The 23,708-nt window shown below is 68.7% G+C and carries 24 protein-coding genes; 14 read left to right on the top strand and 10 right to left on the bottom strand.

Features of this window, described 5'->3' with window-relative positions; all coding sequences use genetic code 11:
- Nucleotides 1-13: 13 nt before the first annotated feature.
- Nucleotides 14-1,324, top strand: coding sequence for an MCE family protein (locus tag OG947_RS15035; RefSeq protein WP_328814035.1), 1,311 nt, complete (start codon nt 14-16; stop codon nt 1,322-1,324).
- Nucleotides 1,325-1,334: 10 nt separating this feature from the next.
- Here the strand turns inward: OG947_RS15035 and OG947_RS15030 are convergent, their stop codons facing one another.
- From OG947_RS15030 to OG947_RS14995, 8 genes are all read right to left on the bottom strand, one after another.
- Nucleotides 1,335-1,802 carry a phosphoribosyltransferase gene (locus tag OG947_RS15030; protein ID WP_222632966.1) on the bottom strand — a complete coding sequence of 156 codons (468 nt, stop codon included), beginning with the start codon at nt 1,800-1,802 and terminating at the stop codon, nt 1,335-1,337.
- 46 nt (nt 1,803-1,848) lie between these two features.
- Nucleotides 1,849-2,400: a hypothetical protein gene (locus tag OG947_RS15025; protein ID WP_328812178.1), complete on the bottom strand. Its 552-nt coding sequence runs from the start codon at nt 2,398-2,400 to the stop codon at nt 1,849-1,851.
- Nucleotides 2,401-2,462: 62 nt separating this feature from the next.
- Nucleotides 2,463-2,969: a mycothiol transferase gene (locus tag OG947_RS15020; RefSeq protein ID WP_307108326.1), complete on the bottom strand. Its 507-nt coding sequence runs from the start codon at nt 2,967-2,969 to the stop codon at nt 2,463-2,465.
- Between the two features lie 79 nt (nt 2,970-3,048).
- Entirely contained in the window at nt 3,049-4,578 is a 1,530-nt protein-coding gene (locus OG947_RS15015; RefSeq protein ID WP_328812177.1) for a signal peptidase I, read from the bottom strand.
- Nucleotides 4,571-5,131 carry a hypothetical protein gene (locus tag OG947_RS15010; RefSeq protein ID WP_328811273.1) on the bottom strand — a complete coding sequence of 187 codons (561 nt, stop codon included), beginning with the start codon at nt 5,129-5,131 and terminating at the stop codon, nt 4,571-4,573. The genes OG947_RS15015 and OG947_RS15010 overlap by 8 nt, the downstream gene beginning before the upstream one ends.
- Entirely contained in the window at nt 5,128-5,688 is a 561-nt protein-coding gene (locus tag OG947_RS15005; protein ID WP_307091496.1) for a signal peptidase I, read from the bottom strand. The genes OG947_RS15010 and OG947_RS15005 overlap by 4 nt, the downstream gene beginning before the upstream one ends.
- Nucleotides 5,685-6,245 carry a hypothetical protein gene (locus tag OG947_RS15000; RefSeq protein WP_328812176.1) on the bottom strand — a complete coding sequence of 187 codons (561 nt, stop codon included), beginning with the start codon at nt 6,243-6,245 and terminating at the stop codon, nt 5,685-5,687. Before OG947_RS15000 ends, OG947_RS15005 begins: the two co-directional genes overlap by 4 nt.
- 49 nt (nt 6,246-6,294) lie before the next feature.
- Nucleotides 6,295-6,852, bottom strand: a complete 558-nt coding sequence (locus OG947_RS14995) for an alternate-type signal peptide domain-containing protein (RefSeq protein WP_027504718.1) — start codon at nt 6,850-6,852, stop codon at nt 6,295-6,297.
- 362 nt (nt 6,853-7,214) lie between these two features.
- On the opposite strand from OG947_RS14995, the gene OG947_RS14990 reads away from it, so the two are divergent.
- From OG947_RS14990 to OG947_RS14970, 5 genes are all read left to right on the top strand, one after another.
- Nucleotides 7,215-8,012 (top strand): TspO/MBR family protein, encoded by a 798-nt coding sequence (locus tag OG947_RS14990; protein ID WP_328812175.1) that lies wholly within the window; start codon nt 7,215-7,217, stop codon nt 8,010-8,012.
- 184 nt (nt 8,013-8,196) lie between these two features.
- Nucleotides 8,197-9,795 carry an aldehyde dehydrogenase (NADP(+)) gene (locus OG947_RS14985; protein WP_328812174.1) on the top strand — a complete coding sequence of 533 codons (1,599 nt, stop codon included), beginning with the start codon at nt 8,197-8,199 and terminating at the stop codon, nt 9,793-9,795.
- A gap of 111 nt (nt 9,796-9,906) precedes the next feature.
- The gene (locus OG947_RS14980; protein WP_222631604.1) at nt 9,907-10,860 is read left to right on the top strand and encodes a 5-dehydro-4-deoxyglucarate dehydratase; all 954 of its coding nucleotides are present in this window, start codon (nt 9,907-9,909) and stop codon (nt 10,858-10,860) included.
- Nucleotides 10,857-12,119 (top strand): glucarate dehydratase family protein, encoded by a 1,263-nt coding sequence (locus OG947_RS14975; protein WP_328812173.1) that lies wholly within the window; start codon nt 10,857-10,859, stop codon nt 12,117-12,119. The genes OG947_RS14980 and OG947_RS14975 overlap by 4 nt, the downstream gene beginning before the upstream one ends.
- A 33-nt stretch (nt 12,120-12,152) precedes the next feature.
- A complete protein-coding gene (locus OG947_RS14970) occupies nt 12,153-13,046 on the top strand; it encodes a LysR substrate-binding domain-containing protein (protein ID WP_027504713.1) in 894 nt (297 codons plus the stop codon).
- 31 nt (nt 13,047-13,077) lie between these two features.
- Here OG947_RS14970 and OG947_RS14965 read toward each other — a convergent pair whose 3' ends face one another.
- Nucleotides 13,078-13,464: a universal stress protein gene (locus OG947_RS14965; protein WP_027504712.1), complete on the bottom strand. Its 387-nt coding sequence runs from the start codon at nt 13,462-13,464 to the stop codon at nt 13,078-13,080.
- Complete coding sequence (locus OG947_RS14960; RefSeq protein WP_328812172.1) at nt 13,461-14,480, bottom strand: 2-hydroxyacid dehydrogenase; 1,020 nt, start codon at nt 14,478-14,480, stop codon at nt 13,461-13,463. Before OG947_RS14960 ends, OG947_RS14965 begins: the two co-directional genes overlap by 4 nt.
- Nucleotides 14,481-14,850: 370 nt before the next feature.
- Here OG947_RS14960 and OG947_RS14955 point away from each other — a divergent pair, with 370 nt between their 5' ends.
- The 8 genes from OG947_RS14955 (at nt 14,851) to OG947_RS14920 (ending at nt 23,691) form a co-directional block, all read left to right on the top strand.
- Nucleotides 14,851-16,398 carry an ABC transporter substrate-binding protein gene (locus tag OG947_RS14955; RefSeq protein ID WP_328812170.1) on the top strand — a complete coding sequence of 516 codons (1,548 nt, stop codon included), beginning with the start codon at nt 14,851-14,853 and terminating at the stop codon, nt 16,396-16,398.
- A gap of 72 nt (nt 16,399-16,470) precedes the next feature.
- The gene (locus OG947_RS14950; RefSeq protein WP_027504709.1) at nt 16,471-17,397 is read left to right on the top strand and encodes an ABC transporter permease; all 927 of its coding nucleotides are present in this window, start codon (nt 16,471-16,473) and stop codon (nt 17,395-17,397) included.
- 11 nt (nt 17,398-17,408) lie between these two features.
- A complete protein-coding gene (locus OG947_RS14945) occupies nt 17,409-18,392 on the top strand; it encodes an ABC transporter permease (protein WP_328812169.1) in 984 nt (327 codons plus the stop codon).
- Nucleotides 18,389-19,408, top strand: a complete 1,020-nt coding sequence (locus OG947_RS14940) for an ABC transporter ATP-binding protein (protein WP_307108320.1) — start codon at nt 18,389-18,391, stop codon at nt 19,406-19,408. The genes OG947_RS14945 and OG947_RS14940 overlap by 4 nt, the downstream gene beginning before the upstream one ends.
- A complete protein-coding gene (locus tag OG947_RS14935; RefSeq protein ID WP_231476221.1) occupies nt 19,380-20,411 on the top strand; it encodes an ABC transporter ATP-binding protein in 1,032 nt (343 codons plus the stop codon). Before OG947_RS14940 ends, OG947_RS14935 begins: the two co-directional genes overlap by 29 nt.
- A 10-nt stretch (nt 20,412-20,421) precedes the next feature.
- Nucleotides 20,422-21,138 (top strand): sulfite exporter TauE/SafE family protein, encoded by a 717-nt coding sequence (locus tag OG947_RS14930; RefSeq protein ID WP_328812168.1) that lies wholly within the window; start codon nt 20,422-20,424, stop codon nt 21,136-21,138.
- A gap of 268 nt (nt 21,139-21,406) precedes the next feature.
- Entirely contained in the window at nt 21,407-22,720 is a 1,314-nt protein-coding gene (locus OG947_RS14925; RefSeq protein WP_222645945.1) for an enolase C-terminal domain-like protein, read from the top strand.
- A complete protein-coding gene (locus tag OG947_RS14920; protein ID WP_328812167.1) occupies nt 22,717-23,691 on the top strand; it encodes a 2-hydroxyacid dehydrogenase in 975 nt (324 codons plus the stop codon). Before OG947_RS14925 ends, OG947_RS14920 begins: the two co-directional genes overlap by 4 nt.
- Nucleotides 23,692-23,708: the final 17 nt, after the last annotated feature.

The raw sequence follows: 23,708 nt of genomic DNA, 5'->3' as shown, positions 1-23,708 counted from the left end.
CCATTCCCGGATGATGGTGCGCCGCCTTTCCGGTCTCGCGTTCTTTCTGGCCGTGGTGGCCTTCGTCGGCTTCACCACCGCGGTGTACGCCCGGACATTCGAGTCCGTGGTGACGGTGGAACTGCGCACCGATTCGGTGGGAAACGCGCTGCCACCCGACGCCGACGTCAAGGTGCGGGGAGTCATCGTCGGCCAGGTGCGATCGTCGACCACGGAGAACGGTGTCGTGATCTCCCGCATCGCGCTCGAGGAGGACTCCGCGCCGATGATTCCGGCGTCCGTGACGGCGCGCCTGTTGCCCAAGACGCTGTTCGGCGAGCGCTACGTCGCACTTCAGATTCCGCGAGGAGGAACGGGCACTCCCATCGCGGAGGGCGACGTCATCGAGCAGGACACGAGCGGCAACGCCATCGAGGTCGGCCAATTACTGGACAGCCTGCTGCCCTTGCTCGACGCCATTCCCCCGGACAAGCTGGCCACCACTCTGGGCGCGCTGTCGCAGGCCCTCGACGGGCGGGGCGAGGCACTGGGTCGCACACTCGACCGACTCGACGAGATCGTCACCGGCCTCAGCCGTGAGCTGCCGGCGCTGCAGCAGGATCTCGTCGACTTCGCCGCCCTGACGGAGACCTACTCCACCGCGGCTCCCGATCTGCTCGACGCACTCGACAATCTCACCGTCACGGGCAACACGCTCGTCGAGCGACGTCCCGCCGTCGACACGCTTCTGACGTCGGCGACCGCATCGTCCGGCAGCACCGCGGACCTGCTCGCGGCGAACGCCGAGTCGATCATCACCATCGCCGACGGCAGCAGAGAGACGTTGGAGTTGCTCGCCGAGTTCTCCCCCACGTTCGGGTGCATGCTGCCCAAGTTCGCGGGCCTGATCGGGGAGGCGAGACGCATTCTGGGAGTGGGTGATCCGTACCCCGGTGCGCGCGCCACCATCAATTTCGTCAACCCGCGCGGCGGCTACCTCCCCAACCAGGACGAACCGCGCCTCTTCGACGACAGGCCGGCCGCCTGCTATCAGGACGTCACCGCACCCGGACGGTTCTTCCCGCAGTACCCGGGCAGTGGACTCAACGACGGGTCGTACCAGGTGCCCTCGCGCAATCCCGGCCCGCAGGACATCGAGTACGCATCGCTCCCCCAGCAGTCACCCGTTCCAGCCGACGCGTCCTACGCCGGATCGGACGCCGAGCGAGACACGCTGGCCGTCATCTACGGACAGGGCAGCGGCGTCGAGCCCACCGCGGTCCCGTCCTGGACGACGCTGATCGGCGCACCCGCACTCCGCGGCGCCGAGGTGGCGATCCGCTGACGGCAGCAGGTCAATTCCGTTCGATGACCGGCTCCGAGGACCACGGGAACTCGATCCACAGATCGGTCTCCCGCCACGAGAAGTCCGGCGTGATGATGGTGCGGGGCTTGGTGTAGACGACGGCGGACTTCACCTCTGCCGCATGCTCTTTCAGTAAGCCCACGACCAGCGCGAGAGTGCGCCCGGAGTCGGCGACGTCGTCCACGACGAGCAGCTTCTTGCCCACGAGTGCATCGGTGTCGAGCAATGGCGCGAGCACCACCGGATCCGGCAGCGTCTCCTCGACGTCGGTGTAGAACTCGACGTTGAGCGTGCCGGCGGCCTTCACACCCATCGCGTAGGCCAGAGCCCCGGCCGGGATGAGTCCGCCGCGTGCGATCGCGATGACGATGTCCGGCCGGAAGCCACTGTCCACGACGGTGCGTGTGAGCTCACGCGACGCCGTGCCGAACAGGTCCCACGTCAGTGTCTCGCGCATGGGGACTCACGTTACCCGTGCCGGTGCCACCGGATCGGACGAGCGATCACGGCCACTCGATGGTCTCCGCGGCGGCGATGTCGTCGACGACCATGGTCACCACGGCCTCGATCGGTGATCCGATGCGGGCGAGGAGCACGTCCGTGACCGCCGCCGACGCACGGATCGCAGGCGCCGCGGCCATTCTCGCCACGACCACCTGGCCGTCGTCTCGACGGTCGTCGGGGTCCTGATTCTCGTCCTCGGCGCTCGACCCGCTCGTCCGACGCTCCGGTTCCGGATGGACCCCCAGGGTGCCGAGCACCACGGCCACGACGTCCGACGGATCCGACCCGGTGTCCTTCGCGGCCGCCTCGCGGACGACGGCGCCCACGTCGTCACCGTCGAGGCCGTCGGGATGAGCAGCCTCGAGGAGCATCCGCAGGATCGCGGCGTAGACGTCCTCGACGCGAACACCGTTCTGCGAGGCCAGTTCCGACACAGCATCGTCGACCGCGTCGGCATCGGACTCTCGCAGCGCCGCGGAGAGTCGGACGATGCCGTCGGCGACATCGCGTGCGGACGCCGGCCAACGCAGCGGCCAGGTGGTGGTGGTCATCGTTCGGGTCCTCTCGTGCTGAGTGCCGTAACGATGTCACGGCCGTCCGACACGGGGCTCTCTCACCGCCGCTCGACGACTCCACGGATGAAGGCCGCCTGGCCGATGTGCTGTAGATCGTCAGACACGACACTGACGAGGCGGACGGCCAGAGTGACCGGCGGATCCCAATTCTCGTCGATCACCCGGTCGAGGTCTTCTGCCGTGAGGGTGTCGAGGTACTCGACGGTGCGCGCATGAACGGCATCGACGTACCCGGCGAGGAGCTCAGCGTCGACGTCGACCTTGCCCACGTCCTCCGTCGACTGCCCGTACCCGATGGCGTCGTCGTCGAACGGAAGCGCGAAGCGGGCGTTCCATCCGTCCGCTGTGTAGACCTGCTCGCTGCCCGCCACCCCCGCGACGTGATCGTCCTGCACCCGCGCGAGATGCCACACCAGCCAGGCGATGGTGTTGGCCTCCGGATCGATGCGGTAGGTCAGCGCCTCCCGATCCAGGCCGTCGAGCGTCGTGTGCACGGTCTCCTTGATGCGGTCGTACGCGTCGATGAGCACGCCTCTGTGGTCCACCGGTGATCTCCTTCGTGTCGGTGGCCCCAGTGTGCCCGCGCCCCCGGACACGGAAACGCCGGACCTCTCTCGCGAGAGGTCAGAGAAGGGCGCCGATGTCAGCCGGGAGTTCGGCCGTCGACGCGGCACTCTCGGTGGCGACACCGTTCGCCACGACGATGCGCGACACCCCGGAATCTGCCAGGACGTACAGGTCACCCGTGGTCGAGAAGACGACGCCCGAGCCGTACCGCGCACTCGGCGTGAGGGTGCGGGAGTACAGCGACGTGCCGTCCGGTCCGGTCAGCGTCAGGGTGTTCCCCGCGACCGACGCGGTGGTCGCGCCGCTCGTCGCCGAGCCTCCGTCGGCCACGAACGCGCTCGCCGGTGGGGGCGGTGGGGTGGTGCTCGTCGGCGGGGGCGGCGGCGGGGCTGCCGTCGTCGTCACAAAAGGTGTGGTGGTCGGAGCCGGGGCGACGGTCGTGGTGGTGGTCGAGGTGACCGGGGGCGCGGTTGTCGTGGATGCGGGAACCGGAGTCGTGGTGCCGGGTGCAGGCGTCGTCGATGGTGCCGTTGCTGTGGTGGACGGAGCGACCCGAGCGGCGGCGAGCGGAGCAGCCGCGGGACCCGTCGTGGTGCCGACTGTGTCGCAACTGGACGTGACGTTGGACCCCAGCCCGACGATCGAGATGTCGCGTGTCAGAGCGGGCGTCGAGACGAAGTTGCCCACCCTCGACACGAGCGTCACACGGTAGTTCTGGATGACGAATCCGGTACCCGGCGGCACTGCCGTCGTCGGCGCTCCCGGCGGCACATCGACGGTCTGAGTGGTACCACCGAGGAGCCCGGTGGGTGTGAAGACGACCCGATAGCCGTACAGCGGATCGCCGGCCGGCCAACTGAGGTTGGCGACCCTGTTGCTTCCCGTTCCCGTCGTGGTGCAGGTGAAGCTTGCCGGCCGGACCATCGTCGCGGCCGTCGGAACGGCCCGCGCCTGCGCTGTGTCGTTCAGGGCTGCCTCGGTACCCTGCGTCGCCGCGAATCCGGGGACCACCACGACCGCCACCAGTGCTGCCGCGACCCCGGAATGCACCCGATGACGACCAGGCGGGACGGGCGATTCCCTGCGGAGACTTGTCGGCCGTACAACGACGTACAGCAGAGCCGCCGCGGCGAGACCGCCGACGACCCACGCGAACGGTGTGGACAACCAGGACGCTGCGTAGCCCGCGTACGGCACGTGCGCGACGACCCGGTCGACGGAAGACAGGATGTACGGATCGGCGTCCGGTGTGGAGTTGGCGTCACCCTTCAGGATCAGGACGGCGGTCTCCCCCTCGGCGAAGTCGACGCGGTCCACGCGGTGAGTGATGCGCGACCCGTCGGATCGCAGAACGCTGACCACATCTCCGACCTGAACCTCCACCGCGGGAGTCTCCCGCGCGAGCGCCAGCGATCCGGTGGGAATCGACGGTTCCATCGAGCCCGATCGGAAGACCAAGGGTGTCAACGAGAACACGGAGGCGCAGACCGCGAACACGATGCAGAGGGCGCCGAGCACGGCGGCGGCGGTGAGTGCGCGGTCGGCGACCCGGCGCCGCCGATCGGATGTTTCGAACTGGTCAGGCACTTCCCACCCCCGTCGCAGCGAAGGTGAACGTCACGGTGTTGTTGACACCCTGCAGGGTGTTGGCTGCGTTGATCGACAGATCGAACTGGACACACAGCGACTCGGTCGCGCCGACAGCCAGCGGGCGTGACGTGGTCAGGACGGGCGTCGTACCCCCAGTGCACGTGAGACCGGTCGTGACAGAACTAACGGCGACACCTGTGCCCGCTCTCACCGTGGTGGTCAGGCTGGTACCGAGGCCACCGGTCGACGTCACCGCGGTGGGGGTGTAGGTGAAGGCGATATTACCCGCGTTCCGGACGTTCACGAGCGCCGCAGTCGACCTGCCGGGCAGGATGTTTCCCGCGGGCAGGGTGATCGTGGCGGGCGTAGGTGCGCCCTCTGTTCCGTTGACGGTGATGTCGACCGACCCGGTGAGGAACTGGCCGGACGTCGTCGTCGAGGACGTCGACCACGCGGCGAGGGTCCCGACGGTGCCGAGGCCGAACACCAGGCCGGACGCCAGGATCGCTCGAAGACGAACGCTGGTGGGGGTGCTCACCGAGAACGTCACGACGCGTGCCTACCCGTACGTCGTCGGTCCCGCGCTGCCGAGACGAACTGTGCTGCGGCGTAGAGGAACAGCAGTGCAGCGCCGGCACCCACGACGAGGGTGCGCGTCTGACCGGTGAGCCAGTTGTTGACGTAGCCGAGGTACGGGATGGCATACCAGACTGCGCCGCGAATCTGGCCCGGCTGCACGACATCCGGGTCGGGCTGCGGATTGTTATCGCCCTGAGTGGTGTAGACCCGAGCGCCGTCCTTGTCCAGACCGGTCGCGATGATGCGGTGTGTCACGACGTCGGGCTCGCCCGAGCGGATCTGGTACGTGATCGATGATCCGACGCTCAGTTGCTCGCTGGGCTTGACGACGACGAGGGTGCCCGGAGGGTACGTGGGTTCCATCGACTGGGTCAGGATCGTATACGGCTGCGCCCCGGCAACCTTCGGCACGACCACGGCGGCCAGAAGCACACCCACCACGCCGATCAGCAGCACCCAGGACAGAACGGTGCCGATCCACCACAACGGACCGGTGCGGCGTTCGGTCGCGTCCTCGTGTGTCGTCATCGTGTCTGCTCCACTGCGAAGGCGAAGCGGTGGGTGTAGGCCACCGCGCTGGTCGACGTGACCTGAGTGAGAGTCGTTCTGATACACCAGGTCTGACTCGCACCCTTGGCAAGGCTCTGCCACAACGGGGCAACCGCGGTGGTCGGAGCGGACGTCGTGAAGGTTCCGAAGGCCGTCCCCATCGGAGTGGTCGCGGAGCACGTGGCGCCAGACGACAGCACCGCACCGGCGAGGGACACCGTCGCGGCGGCGTTCGCCGTGGAGACGGCCGGGCCCGCAGCGGACAACCGGAAGCGTAGCGGGGTGTCACCGGTGTTGGTGATCACCAGCGGCGCCTGCACCGCCTCGTTCAGAGCCACCGGGTTCTTGGTCAGTTCGCTGAACACGTAGTCCGACCCGGACGGCGATCCGGCGGCCAGTGACAACGTTCCGGTCCGAACGGTCGCACCGGCCACCGTCACGTCGTCACGCCAGAGCGCCCCGGTGCTCTGCACCGAGCCGAACACCAGGGCGGCGGCCCCCACGACCGCCGCCCCGAGCCACATTTTCCGCGGCACGTCAGTTCACCTCGCTGGATGGGTGTTCGGAATCAGGCAGATCGGCGCGTCAGGGAGCAGTCGTGCGGGCGGCCTGCTGCAGGTTGATCCGAAAGGCGGACAGGTTCACCGAGTCCTCGGTTCCCACCTGGTTCGGCGTCGTCTCGACGAACGTGACGGTCACCGTGACATCGACGAGGCGGTTGTTGTCCGCCTCCGTGATCTGGTTGTTGGCGAGGGGGGTGCCGTTGTACGTGCTGACCAACGACACCGGGGTGTTCGTCGGGGTCAGTTCGCCAGTGCGCTGGATGCTCTGAGCATCCGCGGCGATCGTCGCACGAAGATTCTCGCCGTCCGCGAGTACTCGGTACTGCGCCTTGTACTGGAGGACGTCGCCCGGAACCATCCGGAACGTGGTGATGTCGAGGGGGCCCGGCGTCTTGACCGGTCCCGGCGAGACGTCGGTCCACACACCTGCGGCGACCGGCGAGATGTCCAGGTTGCCCGCCGTGATGGTGCCGCCCTGGACGGTCTCGGCGTCACTCCACAGCGCGTAGCTTCCCGCGCCACCGAGCAGGAGGATACCGGCGGCACCCGCAGCGAGGGCACCCTTCGTGGTCTTGTTCATGGGGTTCACTTCCGTCGTGTCCTCCACGCCGGAGGTCGGCGCGGTTCAACCATTGCTTCGCTAGCTGATTACCCATTCGTTACATGTCCCAAAGCGGATGGGGGATCCGGGAAGCTCTTTGGGACGTATCTCAAAACCGTTCGCCACCGGGGAGTTACACCATGCGCGGCCCGGCGAAATGGCCCCAGCCAGCCATTATTAGCCATTACTGCGCCATTGTATAAGAGCGGTTCCAGTGGGCAATATCGGCCAATCCCTGATGCCGATACTGGAATGGTGGGTCACACAAATCTTTCACCCTGTTTCTCGGATCGCGGTTTCGGGCACTCCACGGCCACCATCCACTCGCTCGAAGGACTCCCATGACCCATGACACGGCCACACCTCGGCAGCGCACCGAGCCCGCATCGTCGGGCCAGGTTCTCCTGGTCGTCGTCAGCGCGATCATCGCCGTCGTCGGTGGATTCCTGGGCTCGGGCGCCGTGGTCGGCACACCGATCGCCGAAGCAGCCGACGGCGCCCTCAGCGCGACCGCCACCCTGGTCGCACCGGCGGGGCCCGCATTCTCCATCTGGTCGGTCATCTACCTCGGACTGATCGCCTACGCGGTGTGGCAGGCTCTGCCCGCCCAGCGCCGGTCCGAGCGGCAACGAGCACTCCGCGTACCCATCGCCGTGACGATGCTGCTCAATGCCGCGTGGATCACCGTGGTGCAGTTCGGGCAGGTACTGCTGAGCGTCGTCGTGATCGTCGCGCTGCTCGCGAGCCTGGCGTTCGTGCTCGCGCGGCTGATCGCGGCTCCGCGGACCACCGCCGTCGACACGCTGATCACCGACGGGACGATGGGCCTCTACCTCGGGTGGGTGGCGATCGCGACAGTCGCGAATGTCAGCGCATGGCTCGCGTCGACGGGCGTCGAGTCGGCGGCCACCCTGTGGGCCGTCCTCGTGCTCGTCGTCGCGGCGCTCGTCGGACTGTTCCTGGCCACCGCCTCCGCCGGACGGATCGCGCCCGCACTGTCTCTCGCGTGGGGACTCGGGTGGGTCGCGCAGGGGCGCCTGTCCGGCGAGGTCCTGAACACCATCGTCGGGTGGACTGCCGCGACGGCGGCAGTCGTCGTTCTCGTGGGCACGGTCGCCGTGCGAGTGCGCTCCCGCTGACGTTCCGTGTTCCCGCGGCCGCTGCAACCACCACGGGAACACACAACGCCCGCGGGAACCGAGGCGTCACCCCTGTCGATACCGACAGTGCATCGCTGCAGTGCAATTTTGACTTGGACTTGTATGACACCGCGCCTTAGCGTCGTCTGTACAACCACGCACTGCGAGAAGGGCTGATGCACTGATGACTGCAACGGTGACGACGACCGCTCCTCTGACCGGGGAGCTGATCATCGCCGGGTCCACCGTCCCCGGCACCGGCACGACCGTCCACGGCATCGATCCGTCCACCGGCGCGGATCTCGAGCCCGCCTACCGGCACGGCACGATGGCCGACGTCGACGCGGCCTGCGCGGCGGCGGACGAGGCCTTCGACGCCTACCGCTCCACCACGTCCGAGGCGCGCGCCAACTTCCTCGACGCCATCGCCGACAACATCGAGGCGCTGGGCGAGACGCTCATCGAGCGCGCGGTGGCCGAGTCCGGCCTGCCCGTCGGTCGGATCACCGGTGAGGTCGGCCGCACCAGCGGACAGCTCCGCCTGTTCGCCTCGGTGCTCCGCGAGGGCAGCTGGAACGGTGCCCGCATCGACCCCGCACAGCCGGATCGCGCACCCCTTCCCCGCGCCGACATCCGCCAGCGGACGGTCTCACTCGGACCGGTGGTCGTGTTCGGCGCCAGCAACTTCCCGCTCGCCTTCTCCGTCGGCGGCGGCGACACCGCATCGGCACTCGCCGCCGGATGCCCCGTCATCGTCAAGGCCCACGACGCCCACCCGGGTACGTCCGAGTACGTCGGCCGCGCGATCACCGAGGCCGCCGCGTCGACCGGCATGCCGGCAGGAGTGTTCTCGCTCGTCTACGGCGACGGCCGCACCATCGGCACCGCTCTGGTCACCGACCCGCGCGTCAAGGCCGTCGGCTTCACTGGATCCCGTTCCGGCGGCACCGCTCTGGTACGCGCCGCAGCCGGTCGACCGGAACCGATCCCGGTGTACGCCGAGATGAGCTCCATCAACCCGGTGTTCCTGTTCCCGCACGCCCTCGAGACGCGGGCCGCAGATCTGGGCCGAGCCTTCGTCGCCTCCCTGACGCTCGGCTCCGGACAGTTCTGCACCAATCCCGGCCTCGTCATCGCGCAGGACGGACCGGAACTCGACGCCTTCGTCGCGGCCGCTGCGGACGCCGTCGCGGCCAGCACCCCGACCACCATGCTGACGCCGAACATCGCCGACAGCTACGGCAAGGGTGTCGACGCGCTGAGCGCCGCCGCAGACGAGGTCGCCCGCGGCACCGTCACCGACGCACCCAACGCCGGCCGCGCGGCACTCTTCAGCACCGACGCCGCGACGTTCCTGGACCGAGACGTGTTGCAGGCCGAAGTGTTCGGCGCATCCGCGCTCGTCGTCCGCTGCACCTCGGCCGAGCAGGTCGCCGCCGTGGCCCGCGCTCTCGAAGGTCAGCTCACCGCGACGATCCACGCCGACGCCGCCGATCACGCCGACGCCGGACGCCTGCTCCGCGTCCTCGAGCTGAAGGCCGGACGCATCCTCTTCGACGGGTGGCCCACGGGCGTCGAGGTGGGCCACGCGATGGTCCACGGCGGCCCTTACCCGGCGACGTCCGACTCACGCTCGACTTCGGTCGGCTCGCTCGCCATCGAGCGGTTCCTGCGCCCTGTCGCGTACCAGGACGTTCCCGCCGCGTTGCTCCCCAGCGCCATCGCCGACGGCAACCCCGACGGCATCTGGCGGCGTGTCGACGGCCAACTCTCCCGCGACTGAACTCTCTACCACCCTGACGCACCACACCGGCCGGCCTCCGGCCTTCCCGCACCACACCGACCGGCCTCCGGCCTTCCCGCACCACCCCCCTCTCGTACACCAGGAGATCTCATGCTCGACGGCGTCCTCTTCTTCCCTGTCACCCCCTTCACCGACTCCGGCGAGGTGGACCACGCACTTCTCGCCGAGCACATCGCGAAGGGTGTCGACGCAGGCCCCGGCGGTGTCTTCATCGCCTGTGGCACCGGTGAGTTCCACGCTCTCGAGGCCGTCGAGTTCGGCGAGATCGTCGCCACCGCGGTGCGTACCGTCGCCGGCCGCGTCCCGGTCTACGCGGGCGCGGGTGGTTCGGTGGCCCAGGCGAAGATCTTCGCCCGATCCGCTCGTGACAACGGTGCCGACGGCATCCTGCTGCTCCCGCCCTACCTGGTGACCATGCCGCAGGCCGGCCTGGTCGAGTACACCCGCGAGGTCACCTCCGTCACCGACCTGCCGGTGATCGTCTACAACCGCGGCAACGCGCGCTACGACGAGGCGTCCGCCGTCGAGGTCGCCCACTTCCCCACCGTCGTCGGATTCAAGGACGGCACAGGCGATCTGGATCGCGTCTCGCGTATCGTACGCGCGGTCGAGGACTCCCTGGCGCCCACCGGCAAGGCGTTCCAGTTCTTCAACGGACTGCCCACGGCCGAGGTCTCGCAGCAGGCCTACCGCGCCATCGGCGTCACGCTCTACTCGTCGGCCACGTTCGCCTTCGCCCCGGAGCTGGCCCTGGCGTTCTACACCTCGCTCGAGAACGACGACGTCACGCTCACCGACGCCTTGCTGCGCGAGTTCTTCCACCCACTCGTGCGTCTGCGCGACTCGGTACCCGGCTACGCCGTCTCCCTGATCAAGGCGGGCGTCACCCTCGAAGGTGTTGCCGCCGGCCCCGTTCGGGCACCGCTGATCGACGCCGCCCCCGCGGACGTGGAGGCCCTCACCGCGATCATCGCAGCCGGCCGCGCCGTGCTCGCCGACTCCCTCGCAGCCGACTCGGTCACCAAGGAGGCCGTGCACTCGTGAGCGCCCGTATCACCTCCGTCACCGTCACCCCCGTCGCCTTCGCCGACCCGCCGCTGCTCAACACCGTCGGAGTCCATCAGCCGTTCGCTCTGCGCGCGATCGTGCAGATCCGGACCGACGGCGGCGCCGTGGGTCTGGGCGAGACCTACGCCGACACCGCGCATCTCGTTCGCCTGAACGCTGCTGCCGAGGCCATGGTCGGGGTGGACGTCTTCGCACTCCACACGCTGCGCGCCGTCGTGGACGAGTGCCTGGGTGGCCTGACGGTGACGGGTGGTGACGGGGTGGCCGGCATGATCACGACGGCCAGCACCACCGATCGGGTGTTCTCGCCGTTCGAGGTGGCGTGCCTCGACATCCAGGGCAAGATCCTCGGGCGGCCCGTCTCCGATCTTCTCGGTGGCCTGGTGCGCACGGCCGTACCGTTCAGTGCCTATCTCTTCTACAAGTGGGCCGGGCACCCCGGCTCCGCGGACGACGAGTGGGGTGCCGCGCTCGATCCCGAGGGCATCGTCGCGCAGGCCCGACGGATGATCGACCGGTACGGCTTCGGCGCGATCAAGCTCAAGGGCGGGGTGTTCCCACCCGAGCAGGAGATCGCCGCGATGCACGCGCTGCGCGAGGCGTTTCCCGATCTCCCACTGCGGCTGGATCCCAACGCGGCGTGGACCGTCGACACGTCCCTCGAGGTCGCGTCGGCCCTGACCGGTGTCGTCGAGTATCTCGAGGACCCCACACCGGGCCTGGACGGAATGTCGGAGGTGGCCCGCAAGGCCGCCATGCCGCTGGCGACCAACATGTGTGTCGTGGCGTTCGACCAACTCGAGCCGCCGGTCCGACGCGACTCGGTCGGGGTCGTGCTGTCCGATCACCACTACTGGGGTGGACTGCAACGCTCACGGTTGCTCGCCGGCATCTGCGACACCTTCGGACTCGGCCTGTCGATGCACTCGAACTCCCATCTCGGCATCTCGCTCGCCGCGATGGTGCACCTCGCCGGCGCCACGCCGAATCTCACGTACGCCTGCGACACACACTGGCCGTGGAAGACCGAGGACGTCGTGGTTCCGGGCGTTCTGCGTATCGAGAACGGCGCCGTCGCGGTACCCACGGGACCGGGGCTGGGCGTCGAACTCGACGAGGACGCGCTGGCGAGGCTGCACCAGCAGTACCTCGACTGCGGGATCAGGGACCGTGACGACACCGGCTACCGGCAGAGTCTCGAACCCGACTTCGTCAACTCCTCGCCGCGATGGTGACCGGCCGTTCACACGGTCGGCTATCTTGAGCCGATGTTCTCGCTCTCGCGCCTGACGTGCTTCATCGCCGTCGCGGAAGAGCTGCACTTCGGCCGAGCCGCAGAGCGGCTCCACATGACCCAGCCCCCGCTCAGCAGGCAGATCCAGCAGCTCGAGAGTGAACTGGGCGTGCAGCTGATCGATCGGACGTCACGCTCGGTGACCCTCACGGCCGCCGGCGTGGCGTTCCTGCCCGACGCCCGCCGGATAGTCCGCTTGGCCGAGAGCGCCGCACTGACCGTCAAGCGTGTCCCCGCCGGTGATCTGGGCACCGTCGTCATCGGCTTCACCGCGGCGTCCGCGCACGCCGTCCTGCCTCGGCTGCTCTCGGACGTGCGCGCGGCTCTGCCGGACGTCGAACTGGTGCTGCGGGAGATGGTGTCGTCGATTCAGATCGACGCCCTGGCGAGCGGGGAACTGGATCTCGGTCTGGTCCGTCCCACCGTCACGCGACCGGGAATTCTGACGCGGCCCATCCACCGCGAGGCACTCGTCGCTGCGCTTCCCGAGGGGCACGAACTCCTCGACGTGGAGCGTCTGAGCGTGACGCACTTTGACGATCAACCCGTGATCATGTACTCGCCGGTGGATGCCCGCTACTTCCACGAGCTCCTCATCAGCACCTTCACCGTCGCCGGGGTCACGCCTCGATACGTGCAGTACGTGACGCAGGTACACACCATGTTGATGCTCGTGAGCTCCGGCCTGGGCTGCGCACTGGTGCCGGCCTCGGCACGCACGATGCACACCGAGGGCGTCGTGTTCCGCGAGATCCGTTCCAGCACCGAGGAACCCGTGCGACTGAACGCCGCATGGCGTCACGACGCCGCCAACCCCGCCCTGCACCGTGTGCTGACGGACGTGAAGGCCGTGACCTCACTGCAGTGAGATCACGGCCGGCGGCTGCTGCGTCCGCGAATTAGTGCGCGACCTCGACCGGCGGCTTGACGGCCACGACCGGGCAGTGTGCGTCGAGCAGGACACGCTGAGACAGGCTGCCGAGCAACAGCTTTCCGACGGGTGAGCGGCGACGCACGCCGATGACGAGGAGCTCGACGTCCGGCTCGTAGGACATGTCGACGAGGTTGTCGGCGTGCGAGCGGCCGGGTACCGGTTCCGCCACCCGTGCCGCCACGCCGTCGGCGCCGGAGTCGGTGCGGGCAGCCATGATCAGCTCGTCGACCGCACTGCGATCACCGTCGACCACGACGGTGACGTCGGTACCGCGCATCTTGGCCTCGCGGAACGCGAACGGCAGTGCGTTGCGATCCTCGACGGTGTCCGCATATCCCACGACGACGCTCATCGGGTCTCCTTCTGATCGGGCTGGAAGACCGGCGTCACGAGCGTGCCGTCGGCGAGGAACGAGTTCAGGTTCTCGAGGGTGAGTGCTTCCATCGCGGCGCGAGTCTGCACCGTGGCACTCCCGACATGGGGAAGCAGCACCACGGTGTCGAGGGCGCGAAGCGCGTCCGGCACCTCGGGTTCGTGGGCGAAGACGTCGAGCCCGGCGCCGGCCAACCGTCCGCTCTGCAGCGCCTCGACGAGGGCGTCCTCGTCCACGACGCTGCCGCGAGCCACGTTGATCAGGAAGCCGTCCGGCCCCAGCGCGTCCAGCGTCTCCCTGTCGACGAGCTGCTGCGTCTCCGGTCCGCCGGCTGCGGCCACGACCAGAACGTCCACTGCCGCAGCGAGTTCGCGCGGAGACGAGTGGTACCGGTACGGACTCGACTCGACGACGTTGCGGTTGTGATAGTCGATGGTGCAGCCGAAGGCCTCGAGGCGGTGCGCGATGGCGCCGCCGATGCGCCCGAGACCGAGGATGCCGACCCGAGATCCGCTGACCTGCCGCGCCAACGGCGGCATGGGCTTGGTGGTCCACTCGCCCGCGCGCACGTAGCGGTCGGCGGCGGAGAAGCCGCGGAGGGTGTCGATGAGCAGCCCGAGGGCGGTGTCGGCGACGGCGTCGGTGAGGACGTCCGGAGTGTTGCTGACACCGATCCCGCGGCGGCGGGCCTCCTCGGCATCGGTGCCGTCGTACCCGACTCCGAAGTGGACGATCGCGCGCAGCGCGGGCAGGCGGTCCATGAGGTCCGCCTTGACGCCGACACGGCCGGACGTCACGACGGCGACGATCTCGTCGGCGTGCCGGCCGAGCACTTCGTCGCGATCGTCGTCCGGCAGCACCAGCGCGCCGCCGGCCTCGAGTGTCTCCATGAGCGAAGGCTTGAGTCCGCCGACCCGGAGAACGCGCAAAAATCGCTGCGCCTCATCGGGACTCGATGCCGATCCGTTCGAGCTCGGCGTTCCACCGTCGGTCATGCCGCCTCCTTCACCGTGCGACGGCCACCGGGAGCGACGGCCATCGTCTGGGGTGATCGTATGTCGGCCGACGAATACCGGTCCAACACGCAATTAGCATGGATCCATACTCTTCCGGTATTGATATCGTGTCTTCTCGTGACGCAGCAGGTCAGAGCCTCGGCAGTGTGATGCGGACCGCTCGACGCCGTCACGGCGAGCCCGAAATCGGCCCCGAACTGCGATTTCCCGGCCGATCGCCTGTTGACGGTCACTCCCCCCACTCCTACCGTGTGTCTACCGTCACAGGCGGTCCATCGGCTCCACTCGGCGTGCGTCGTCAGCCCCGACACCTCGCACCCGGTGAAGCCCCCTCAGCTTGGAGGAATCCATGAGATCCACCCGCGCCACATCCCTGGTGTCGGTGATCACCGCGTCCGCACTCCTCACCGGATGCACCGTCGCGAACTCGGACAGCGGAGACGCCGCGAGTCCCGACACCGTCCGGATCGTGCTGCCGCAGGAACCACCGACCCTGGAGCCGTGCGATGTCTCGCTGACGGCCATCGGCGTGGTCACGCGGTCCAACATCACCGAACCCATGATCGAGCGTGACCCCACCACGGGTGACCTCGAACCGAAGCTCGCCACGTCGTGGGAGCGCACGTCGGACACCGAGTGGACGATCCGCCTGCGCGACGACGTCACCTTCAGCGACGGCACACCGTTCGACGCCGAGGACGCCGCCGTGTCGGTCGATCGCGCCGTGAACTCCGATCTGGCCTGCAACGTCGAGGGATACGTCTTCGGCGACGACGACCTCACCGTCCGCGCCGTGGATCCGACGACGTTGACCGTCGCCTCGCCGACTCCCGATCCGATTCTGCCGCTTCGGCTCTCGTTCATCGAGATGGTCAAGAGCGAGGTCGGTAGCGCCGAGCGGACCCGCGAGCCGATCGGTACCGGCCCGTACCGCATCGACTCGTGGGACTACGGCCAGCGACTCTCCCTGGTGCGCAACGACACCTACTGGGGCGACGCACCGGAATTCACGCGGGCCGTCTACCAGTGGCGTACCGAGGGCAGCGTCCGCGCCGCCATGGTCACCAACGGCGAGGCGGACATCGCGACCGGCCTCGGCCCCGAGGACGGAGCCGGCGACCTCGGTGTCGCCTTCCCGAACAACGAGACCACCGCCTTGCGGATGCAGGCCACCACACCGCCACTCGACGATCAGCGCGTGCGCGAGGCGATCAACTACGCCATCAACCGCGCGGGCATCGTCAAGGCTCTGTTCCGCGGAATGGGAGCGCCCGCTGCGCAACTCATCGCGGACGGCGTCGTCGGCTACAACGACGAGCTCACCCCGTGGCCGTACGACATGGAGAAGGGCAAGGCCCTCATCGACGAGGCTCGCGCCGACGGTGTTCCCGTCGACACCGAGATCCGCCTCATCGGCCGCACCGGGCAGTTCCCGAAGATCAACGAGACCGTCGAGGTCATCCAGAACGCGCTGGCCGGCATCGGCCTGAACGTGAAGATCGAGATGAAGGACACGGCGGCCACCGCCGAGTTCCAGGAACGGCCGTTCCCGAACGTCGGGCCCTACCTGCTGGTGATCCAGCACGGCAATCAGGCCGGCGACGCCGCGTTCACGATGGATCAGTACATGCGCAGCGACGGCTTCCAGAGCTCCTACGGCACAACCGACTTCGACGAGGGAATCGACGAGGCCGAATCGCTGACCGACGAGGAGCGACAGACCGCGTTCGCCGATCTCTTCGCCCGTGAACCCGAGGAGATCACGCAGATGGCGTACATCGCGCACATGAACGGTGTGTTGGCCAAGGACCCGCGCATCGACTACACCCCCGATTCCGCCACCGTCGACGAGATGCGATTGGCCGAGATGACCCGGAGTTCCGATGCGACCGACTGATCACGACCCCGACCAGCAGCCCACCTCGATCGAGAGGCCGACCAGCCCCTCCTCCGGAAGGGAGTGACCGCCATGTTCGCCTTTCTGCGACGCCGCGTCTACACCAGCCTCGTCCCACTTCTGGTCGTCCTCATCGGCGTCTTCTTCCTCGCTCGTCTGACCGGTGATCCGACCAGCCTCTACCTTCCCGAGTCGGCGACACCCGCCCAGCGCGAGGCGTTCGCCGCCCAGAACGGCTTCGACCAGTCCGTGTGGACACAGATGGCCGACTACTTCGGCGGCGTACTGCACCTCGACTTCGGTGAGTCGCTCCGGACGGGCGAAGCCGCGTCCACCATGGCGTTGCGCGCCTTCCCCGCCACCCTGCAGCTCGCGTTCGTCACGATGCTCCTCGCCGTGATCGGTTCGATCGTCATCGGCTGCTGGGCCGCCTACCGTCCCAACTCTCTCGCCGACCGGTTCTCGAGCCTGCTGTCCATGACGGCCGCGAGCATCCCCGATTTCTGGTTCGCCATCACCGGCGTCTGGATCTTTGCCGTGGTGCTCGGTGTCCTGCCGACCTCCGGCACCGGGGGCGCCGTCGCATGGGTGCTCCCCATCGCGACACTGCTCATCCGTCCGCTCGGCGTGCTCACCCAGGTGGTCCGCGGCGCGATGGTCTCGGCCCTGTCCGCCCCGTACGTCCGCCTCGCTCGCAGCAAGGGTGCCGGCGATCTGCGCGTCGTCACCCACCATGCGCTGCGCAACGCCGCGGCACCCGCGCTGACCGTCGCCGGCGACCTCACCGTCGGCCTGGTGAACGGCGCCGTCGTGGTCGAGGCCATCTTCGGGTGGCCCGGCATCGGCAAGTTGATGATCGACGCGATCCTGCAGCGCGACTTCGCCGTCCTCCAAGCAGCCGTCCTCCTGACGGCCGTGAGCATCTTCGTTCTGAACATCGTGATCGACGCGTGCTACGCGCTGCTCGACGCACGGGTTCGCGACAAGGCCAAGGTCTGAGAGGTACACCCATGACACTCGAAGCAAGCAAGGACAGCTCGGGCGTTCCGGTTCCCCCGGTGCTGCCGCCCACCCCGGACGCCAAGTCCGCGGCGCCCTCGCGCACGACCTCCATGCCGCTGTGGCGTCTGCTGCTGCGGGACCGCGTCGCCACCATCGCGGCGAGCATCCTGGTGCTCGTCTTCCTCACCGCGATCTTCGGTCCCATGCTGGTCGGCGACGCCGCCACCCGTCAGGACCTCGATCGATCCAACCTGGCGCCGTTCTCCCTCGACACCGGCTTCATGAACATCCTCGGCACCGATCCGCTCGGCCGCAGCATGCTCGCGCGCCTGATCCTCGCCAGCCGGACCACGCTGTCGGTCGCGATCCCCGCAGTCATCCTGTCCGGCATCATCGGCTCGATCATCGGCATGTGGGCCGGTTACCACCGCGGCTGGCGCGAGACCGCCGCCATGCGCGTCGCCGACGTCATCATGAGCTTCCCGTCGTTGCTGATGGCCGTCGTCGTGCTGTACGTCTTCTCCCCCAGCGCCGCGAACATCGTGCTGATCCTGACCATCACCCGCATCCCGATCTACCTCCGCACGGCCCGCGCCGAGAGCGCGGAACTCCGATCGCGAGTCTTCGTCGACGCGGCCCGCACGTTCGGCGCCGGCAGCGGCGCGGTGATCCGTCGCCACGTGGTGCCGATTCTGCTGCCCACGTTGCTGACCGTCGCCACGCTCGACTTCTGCTTCGTGATGCTGGCCGAGTCGTCGCTCAGCTTCCTCGGCATCGGGATCCAGCCACCCGACATCAGCTGGGGCCTCATGGTGTCCCAGGGCCGCACCTACCTGCAGAGCGCCTGGTGGCTGTCGTTCTTCCCCGGACTCGCGATCGTCATCACCACCGTGTCCGCGACCGTGCTGGCCGCGTGGGCCCGCATCGCCACCGACCCGGCGCAGCGCTGGCGCCTCACCCTCCCGCGTTCGAAGAGAAAGGCACGTCGATGAGTGCTCCCGCTCTCGCCCGCACCGCGCTCGAGGTCGACGGTCTGACCGTCGAGATCCGCACCCCGTCGGGCACCGTGCGTGCCGTCGACGGAGTGTCGTTCAGCGCGAAGCGCGGCCGCACACTCGCACTGCTGGGCGAATCCGGCTGCGGCAAGTCCATGACGGCCCAGGCCCTCGTCGGGTTGCTCGAGCCGATCGCCGACATCGTCGACGGCACCGTCATGCTCGGCGACACCGATCTGGTGACGGCGAACTCCAGGACTCGACGCCGCATCGCCGCCACCGAGCTCGCCATCGTCTTCCAGGACGCCCTGACGGCGCTGAACCCCGTCTACACCGTGGGCACACAGTTGGCGGAACCGTTCCGCATCCACCGCGGCATGTCGGCGAAAGCTGCACGTGTCGAAGCGATCTCGCTGATGGAGCGGGTGGGCATCCCGGAGCCCGAGTCGCGCGCCGACTCCTACCCGCACCAGTTCTCGGGCGGTATGCGTCAGCGCCTGCTCATCGCGATGGCCGTCGCCCTGGGGCCCACCGTGCTGCTGGCGGACGAGCCCACCACCGCTCTCGACGTCACCGTGCAGGCGCAGATCATGTCGTTGCTGCGCGACCTGCGCACCGAGCACGACATGGCCGTCATCCTCATCACGCACGACCTCGCGCTGGTCGCGGAGGAAGCCGACGACGTCGCCGTCATGTACGCCGGCACCGTCGTCGAAACGGGACCCGTCGCCGAGGTGTTCGGCGACCCGAAGCATCCCTACACGAAGGGACTGCTCGACTCGGTCCCCGTCGCCACCGTGCGCGGCGAGCACCTGAAGTCCATCGGCGGCACCCCGCCGGATCTGCACTCCATCCCGCCGGGATGCGTGTACCAGGCCCGATGCCCCATCGCGCGCGCCGTCTGCGTCGCGCAGCGCCCCGAGCTCCGCAGTGTCGCCGGCACCAGCCGTGCGACCGCATGCCATTTCCCCGAGGAGGTGTCCGGTGTCCGTTACGACGACAGTGGCGAGTGAGGCCGCGGCCACGCAGGCCGCACCGTTGCTCCAGGTCCGTGGAGTCTCCAAGACGTTCGACGTCGCCGCCGGCAGCGGCGGCCACAAGAAACTGCGGGCACTCGACGGCATCGACCTCGAGCTGCGACGCGGCGAGACCCTCGGCCTCGTCGGTGAGTCCGGTTGCGGCAAGTCCACACTCGCGCGCACGCTGATGATGCTCGAACGACCCGACACGGGCACCGTGTCGTGGGACGGCGTCGACCCGTTCGGCCTCAAGGGCAAGGAACTGCTCGCGTGGCGTCGTCGGATCCAGATGGTCTTCCAGGACCCGTACGGATCGCTCAACTCGAGGATGTCGGCGGCGGAGATAATCTCGGAGCCGTGGCACACGCATCGCACGATGTACAAGACCAAGCGCGACCGCGCCGCCCGCGTCCGGGAGCTGCTGCACCTCGTCGGTCTGCGTCCCAGCGACGAGCACCGCTACCCGCAGGAGTTCTCAGGTGGTCAGCGCCAGCGTCTCGGCATCGCGCGGGCCCTGGCACTCGACCCGAGTGTCGTGGTGTGCGACGAGCCCGTCTCGGCTCTCGACCTGTCGGTCCAGGCGCAGGTGCTGAACCTGCTCTCGGATCTGCAGAAGGAGCTCGGCATCAGCTACGTCTTCATCTCGCACGACCTGTCGGTGGTGCGCCACGTCGCCGACCGGGTCGCCGTCATGTACCTCGGCCGGATCATCGAGACCGGTCCGACCGACGACGTCTTCGACCACCCCACGCACCCGTACACCGAGGCACTGATGTCGGCAGCCCCGACGCTGGATCCCTCGACCCGGCGTTCGCGCATCCTCCTGGAGGGGGAGGTACCGTCGCCTCTGAACCCGCCGTCGGGCTGCCGTTTCCGCACGCGCTGCGCGCACGCGACGGACGTCTGCGCCACGGGCATCCCCCCGTCGGTCGGGCGTCTCGGGAACCTGCACATCGCCGAGTGCCACCACCCGAGATCGGACGCCGTGGCCGTATGACCGTGCTCGCGTGACCGGCCTCGAATGGCTGGTCGTGGGCGTCGCGATCTTCACGGCGTCGTGTCTCCAGTCGTCGATCGGCTTCGGGATGGGGATGGTCGCGGCGCCCGTCCTGGCCATCATCGATCCGCGGATGGTGCCCGGCACGATCATCCTGCTCGCCACCGCGCTCACCGCGCTGGTGGTGGTGCGGGAGCGCACGAGCATCGACGTGCGCGGGGCCGGCTGGGCACTGGTGGGACGGGTGCCCGGCGTGATCGCCGGCGCCGCGCTGCTCGTCGTGCTGCCCGAGCGGGGAGTCTCCATCATGCTCGGCGCAGTGGTGCTGTTCGGCGTCGTGGCCACGGCGATCGGCTGGTCGCCGACACCGCGACGCGGATCGCTCATGACGGCGGGCGCCGCGTCCGGACTGCTCGGCACCGCCACCTCCATCGGCGGGCCACCCATGGCGCTGATCTGGAGCGGCAGCAGCGGCGCCGCGTTGCGCAGCACCATGAGCGGCTTCTTCCTGATCGGCTCCCTGATGTCGCTCGCCGCGCTGGGGGTCACCGGCTCCCTCGACGCGCACTCCCTGGCGACCGGCGCCCTGCTCCTGCCCGTCGTCGCGCTCGGGTACGTGGCCTCGCGCTGGGTGAACCGCGTACTCGACCGTCGTCGGCTGCGATGGGTGTCCATCGTCGTCTCGGCGGGTGGTGCGCTCGTGCTGCTGGTCGATGCGGTGGCGTGAGGTGTGCGGTTGCGGTGGGTGCAGCGCCGGCGCTTCCGGGAGCGCACACACCCTCTGGTGAGCGCACACCCGCTACAGCCGACTGGACGGGGTGTGCGCTTCATGGCAGATGTGCGCACTCGGCGCCGGCGCACTCGATCGATACTCACCCTGCATCGCTGCATCCACAAATGGTGTTGGACGGGAATGAATCACCCGCCCTAGGCTCGTCGACGTGAGCACCGTCACCGAGGTCCGAACCTCCCATGCCACGCCCGTCGTCACCGCGATGCGCGTCGTTCCCGTCGCCGGCCACGACAGCATGCTGCTGAATCTCAGCGGCGCCCATGCACCGTTCTTCACCCGGAACCTGGTCGTGCTGACCGACTCCGACGGGCGCACCGGTGTGGGCGAGGTGCCGGGTGGCGAGCCCATCCGCCGCTGCCTGGAGGACGCCCGCGTCCTCGTCGAGAACGCCTCGGTCGGCAACTACCACGCCGTGCTCAACGCGATGCGCCGCGCGTTCGCGGACCGCGACTCCGGCGGACGCGGCGCCCAGACCTTCGATCTGCGGATCGCCGTGCACGCCGTGACGGCCGTCGAGAGCGCACTGCTCGATCTGCTCGGCCAGCACCTGGGTGTGAGCGTCGCGGCCCTGCTCGGCGACGGCCGCCAGCGCGACCGAGTGCAGGCGCTCGGGTATCTCTTCTTCCTCGGCGACCGGAACAAGACGGATCTCGCGTACCGCGCACCCTCGGACGAGGGCAGTTCCGCCGACGCCTGGTCCCGTCTGCGCCACGAGGAGGCACTGACTCCCGACGCCGTGGTCGCACTCGCGGAAGCGGCACACGCCAGGTACGGCTTCCAGGACTTCAAGCTCAAGGGCGGTGTCCTCCCCGCAGCGCAGGAGGCCGACGCCGTGCGCGCACTCGCGGAACGCTTCCCCACGGCACGCATCACGCTGGATCCCAACGGCGGGTGGCTCCTGAAGGACGCGATCGAGACCTGCCGTGGTCTGCGCGACGTGCTCGCCTACGCGGAGGACCCGGTCGGACCCGAGGGCGGATTCTCCGGGCGCGAGGTGATGGCGGAGTTCAAGCGCGCGACCGGCCTGCCCACCGCCACCAACATGATCGCCACCGACTGGCGCGAGATGGGACACACCATTCGATCCGGCGCCGTCGACATCCCGCTCGCGGATCCCCATTTCTGGACGATGAACGGATCGGTCCGCGTCGCGCAACTCTGCGATGCCTGGGGTCTGACGTGGGGATCGCACTCCAACAACCACTTCGACGTCTCGCTCGCCATGTTCACGCACGTCGCAGCTGCCGCTCCCGGTGAGATCACCGCCATCGACACGCACTGGATCTGGCAGGACGGCCAGCGCATCACGACGAATCCGTTCCCCATCGTGGACGGGTACCTCACCGTCCCCGACGTGCCGGGTCTCGGAGTGACCCTCGACATGGAGCGCGTCGAGGCCGCACACGAGCTGTACCAGCGCGAGGGCCTCGGGGCCCGCGACGATGCGGTCGGCATGCAGTACCTGGTGCCGAACTGGACCTTCGACAGCAAGCGCCCCTGCCTGCAGCGCGCATGAAGGTCGTCGTCGCGGACCGCAACCTCCTCCCGCATCGGGACGCCGTCGAGGCGGGGATGCCGGACGGCACCGTCGTGTCGTGGCACGAACGCTTCGACGAGGACGCGCTCGTCGCCGACCTCGCCGATGCGGACGTCCATGTCGGGGGCCGGGTCACCGAGGCCATGGCGCAGGCGGGCCGGGGCCTGCGACTCGTCCAGGTCGCGGGAGCCGGCGTCGACAACGTCGCCCGTGCGGCCCTTCCATCGACCACACTGCTGGCCAACACGTTCCACCACGAGGACTCCATCGCGGAGTACGTGCTCGCGTCTGCGGTGCTGTTGCGGCGTGGCTTCCTGACGCAGGATCACGCACTGCGACAGGGTGTCTGGTCGACCTCGGTGTACGACGACACGCTGCCCCAGCCGTCCGCGACGGCGGGCGCCCGCGTGGGCCTCGTCGGCTTCGGCCACATCGGGCAGCGCTCGTGGTCGCTGCTGCGCACCCTCGGCTGCTTCGGCGCCGCCGTGACCGGACGCGGAGCCGTCGACGTGGCCGCTCACGGCCTGGACTGGGCCGGCGATGCCACGGAACTTCCGCGGCTGATGGCGGAGTCGGACATCGTCGTCGTCTCGGCACCTCTCTCCGCGGCGACGACCGGCATGATCGGCGCGGACGAGCTCCGCGCGCTGGGGCCGGCGGGAGTCCTGATCAACGTCGGCCGCGGGCCGCTGGTGCAGGAGCGGCCGCTACACGACGCGCTGGCGAGCGGCGAGCTCGGCGCCGCGGCCATCGACGTCTGGTACAGCTACCCCGGCCCGGACGGGCGAGGCGAGCCGAGTGCACTCCCGTTCGGAAGCCTGCCGAACGTGCTGATGACGCCGCACTCGTCCGGCATCACGCGCCGAACGTTCGAGGGCCGCTGCCGCGACATCGTCGCCAACATCCGGCATCTCGCCGACGGGACCCCGCTGATCAACCTGGTCGGCTGACCCCGAACAGGACGAAG

This window comes from Rhodococcus sp. NBC_00297 (genome assembly GCF_036173065.1).
In the GTDB taxonomy this organism is placed as follows: Bacteria; Actinomycetota; Actinomycetes; order Mycobacteriales; family Mycobacteriaceae; genus Rhodococcoides.
Note: the sequence above shows the minus strand (reverse complement) of the source record. Positions and strands in the feature narration are given on the sequence as shown.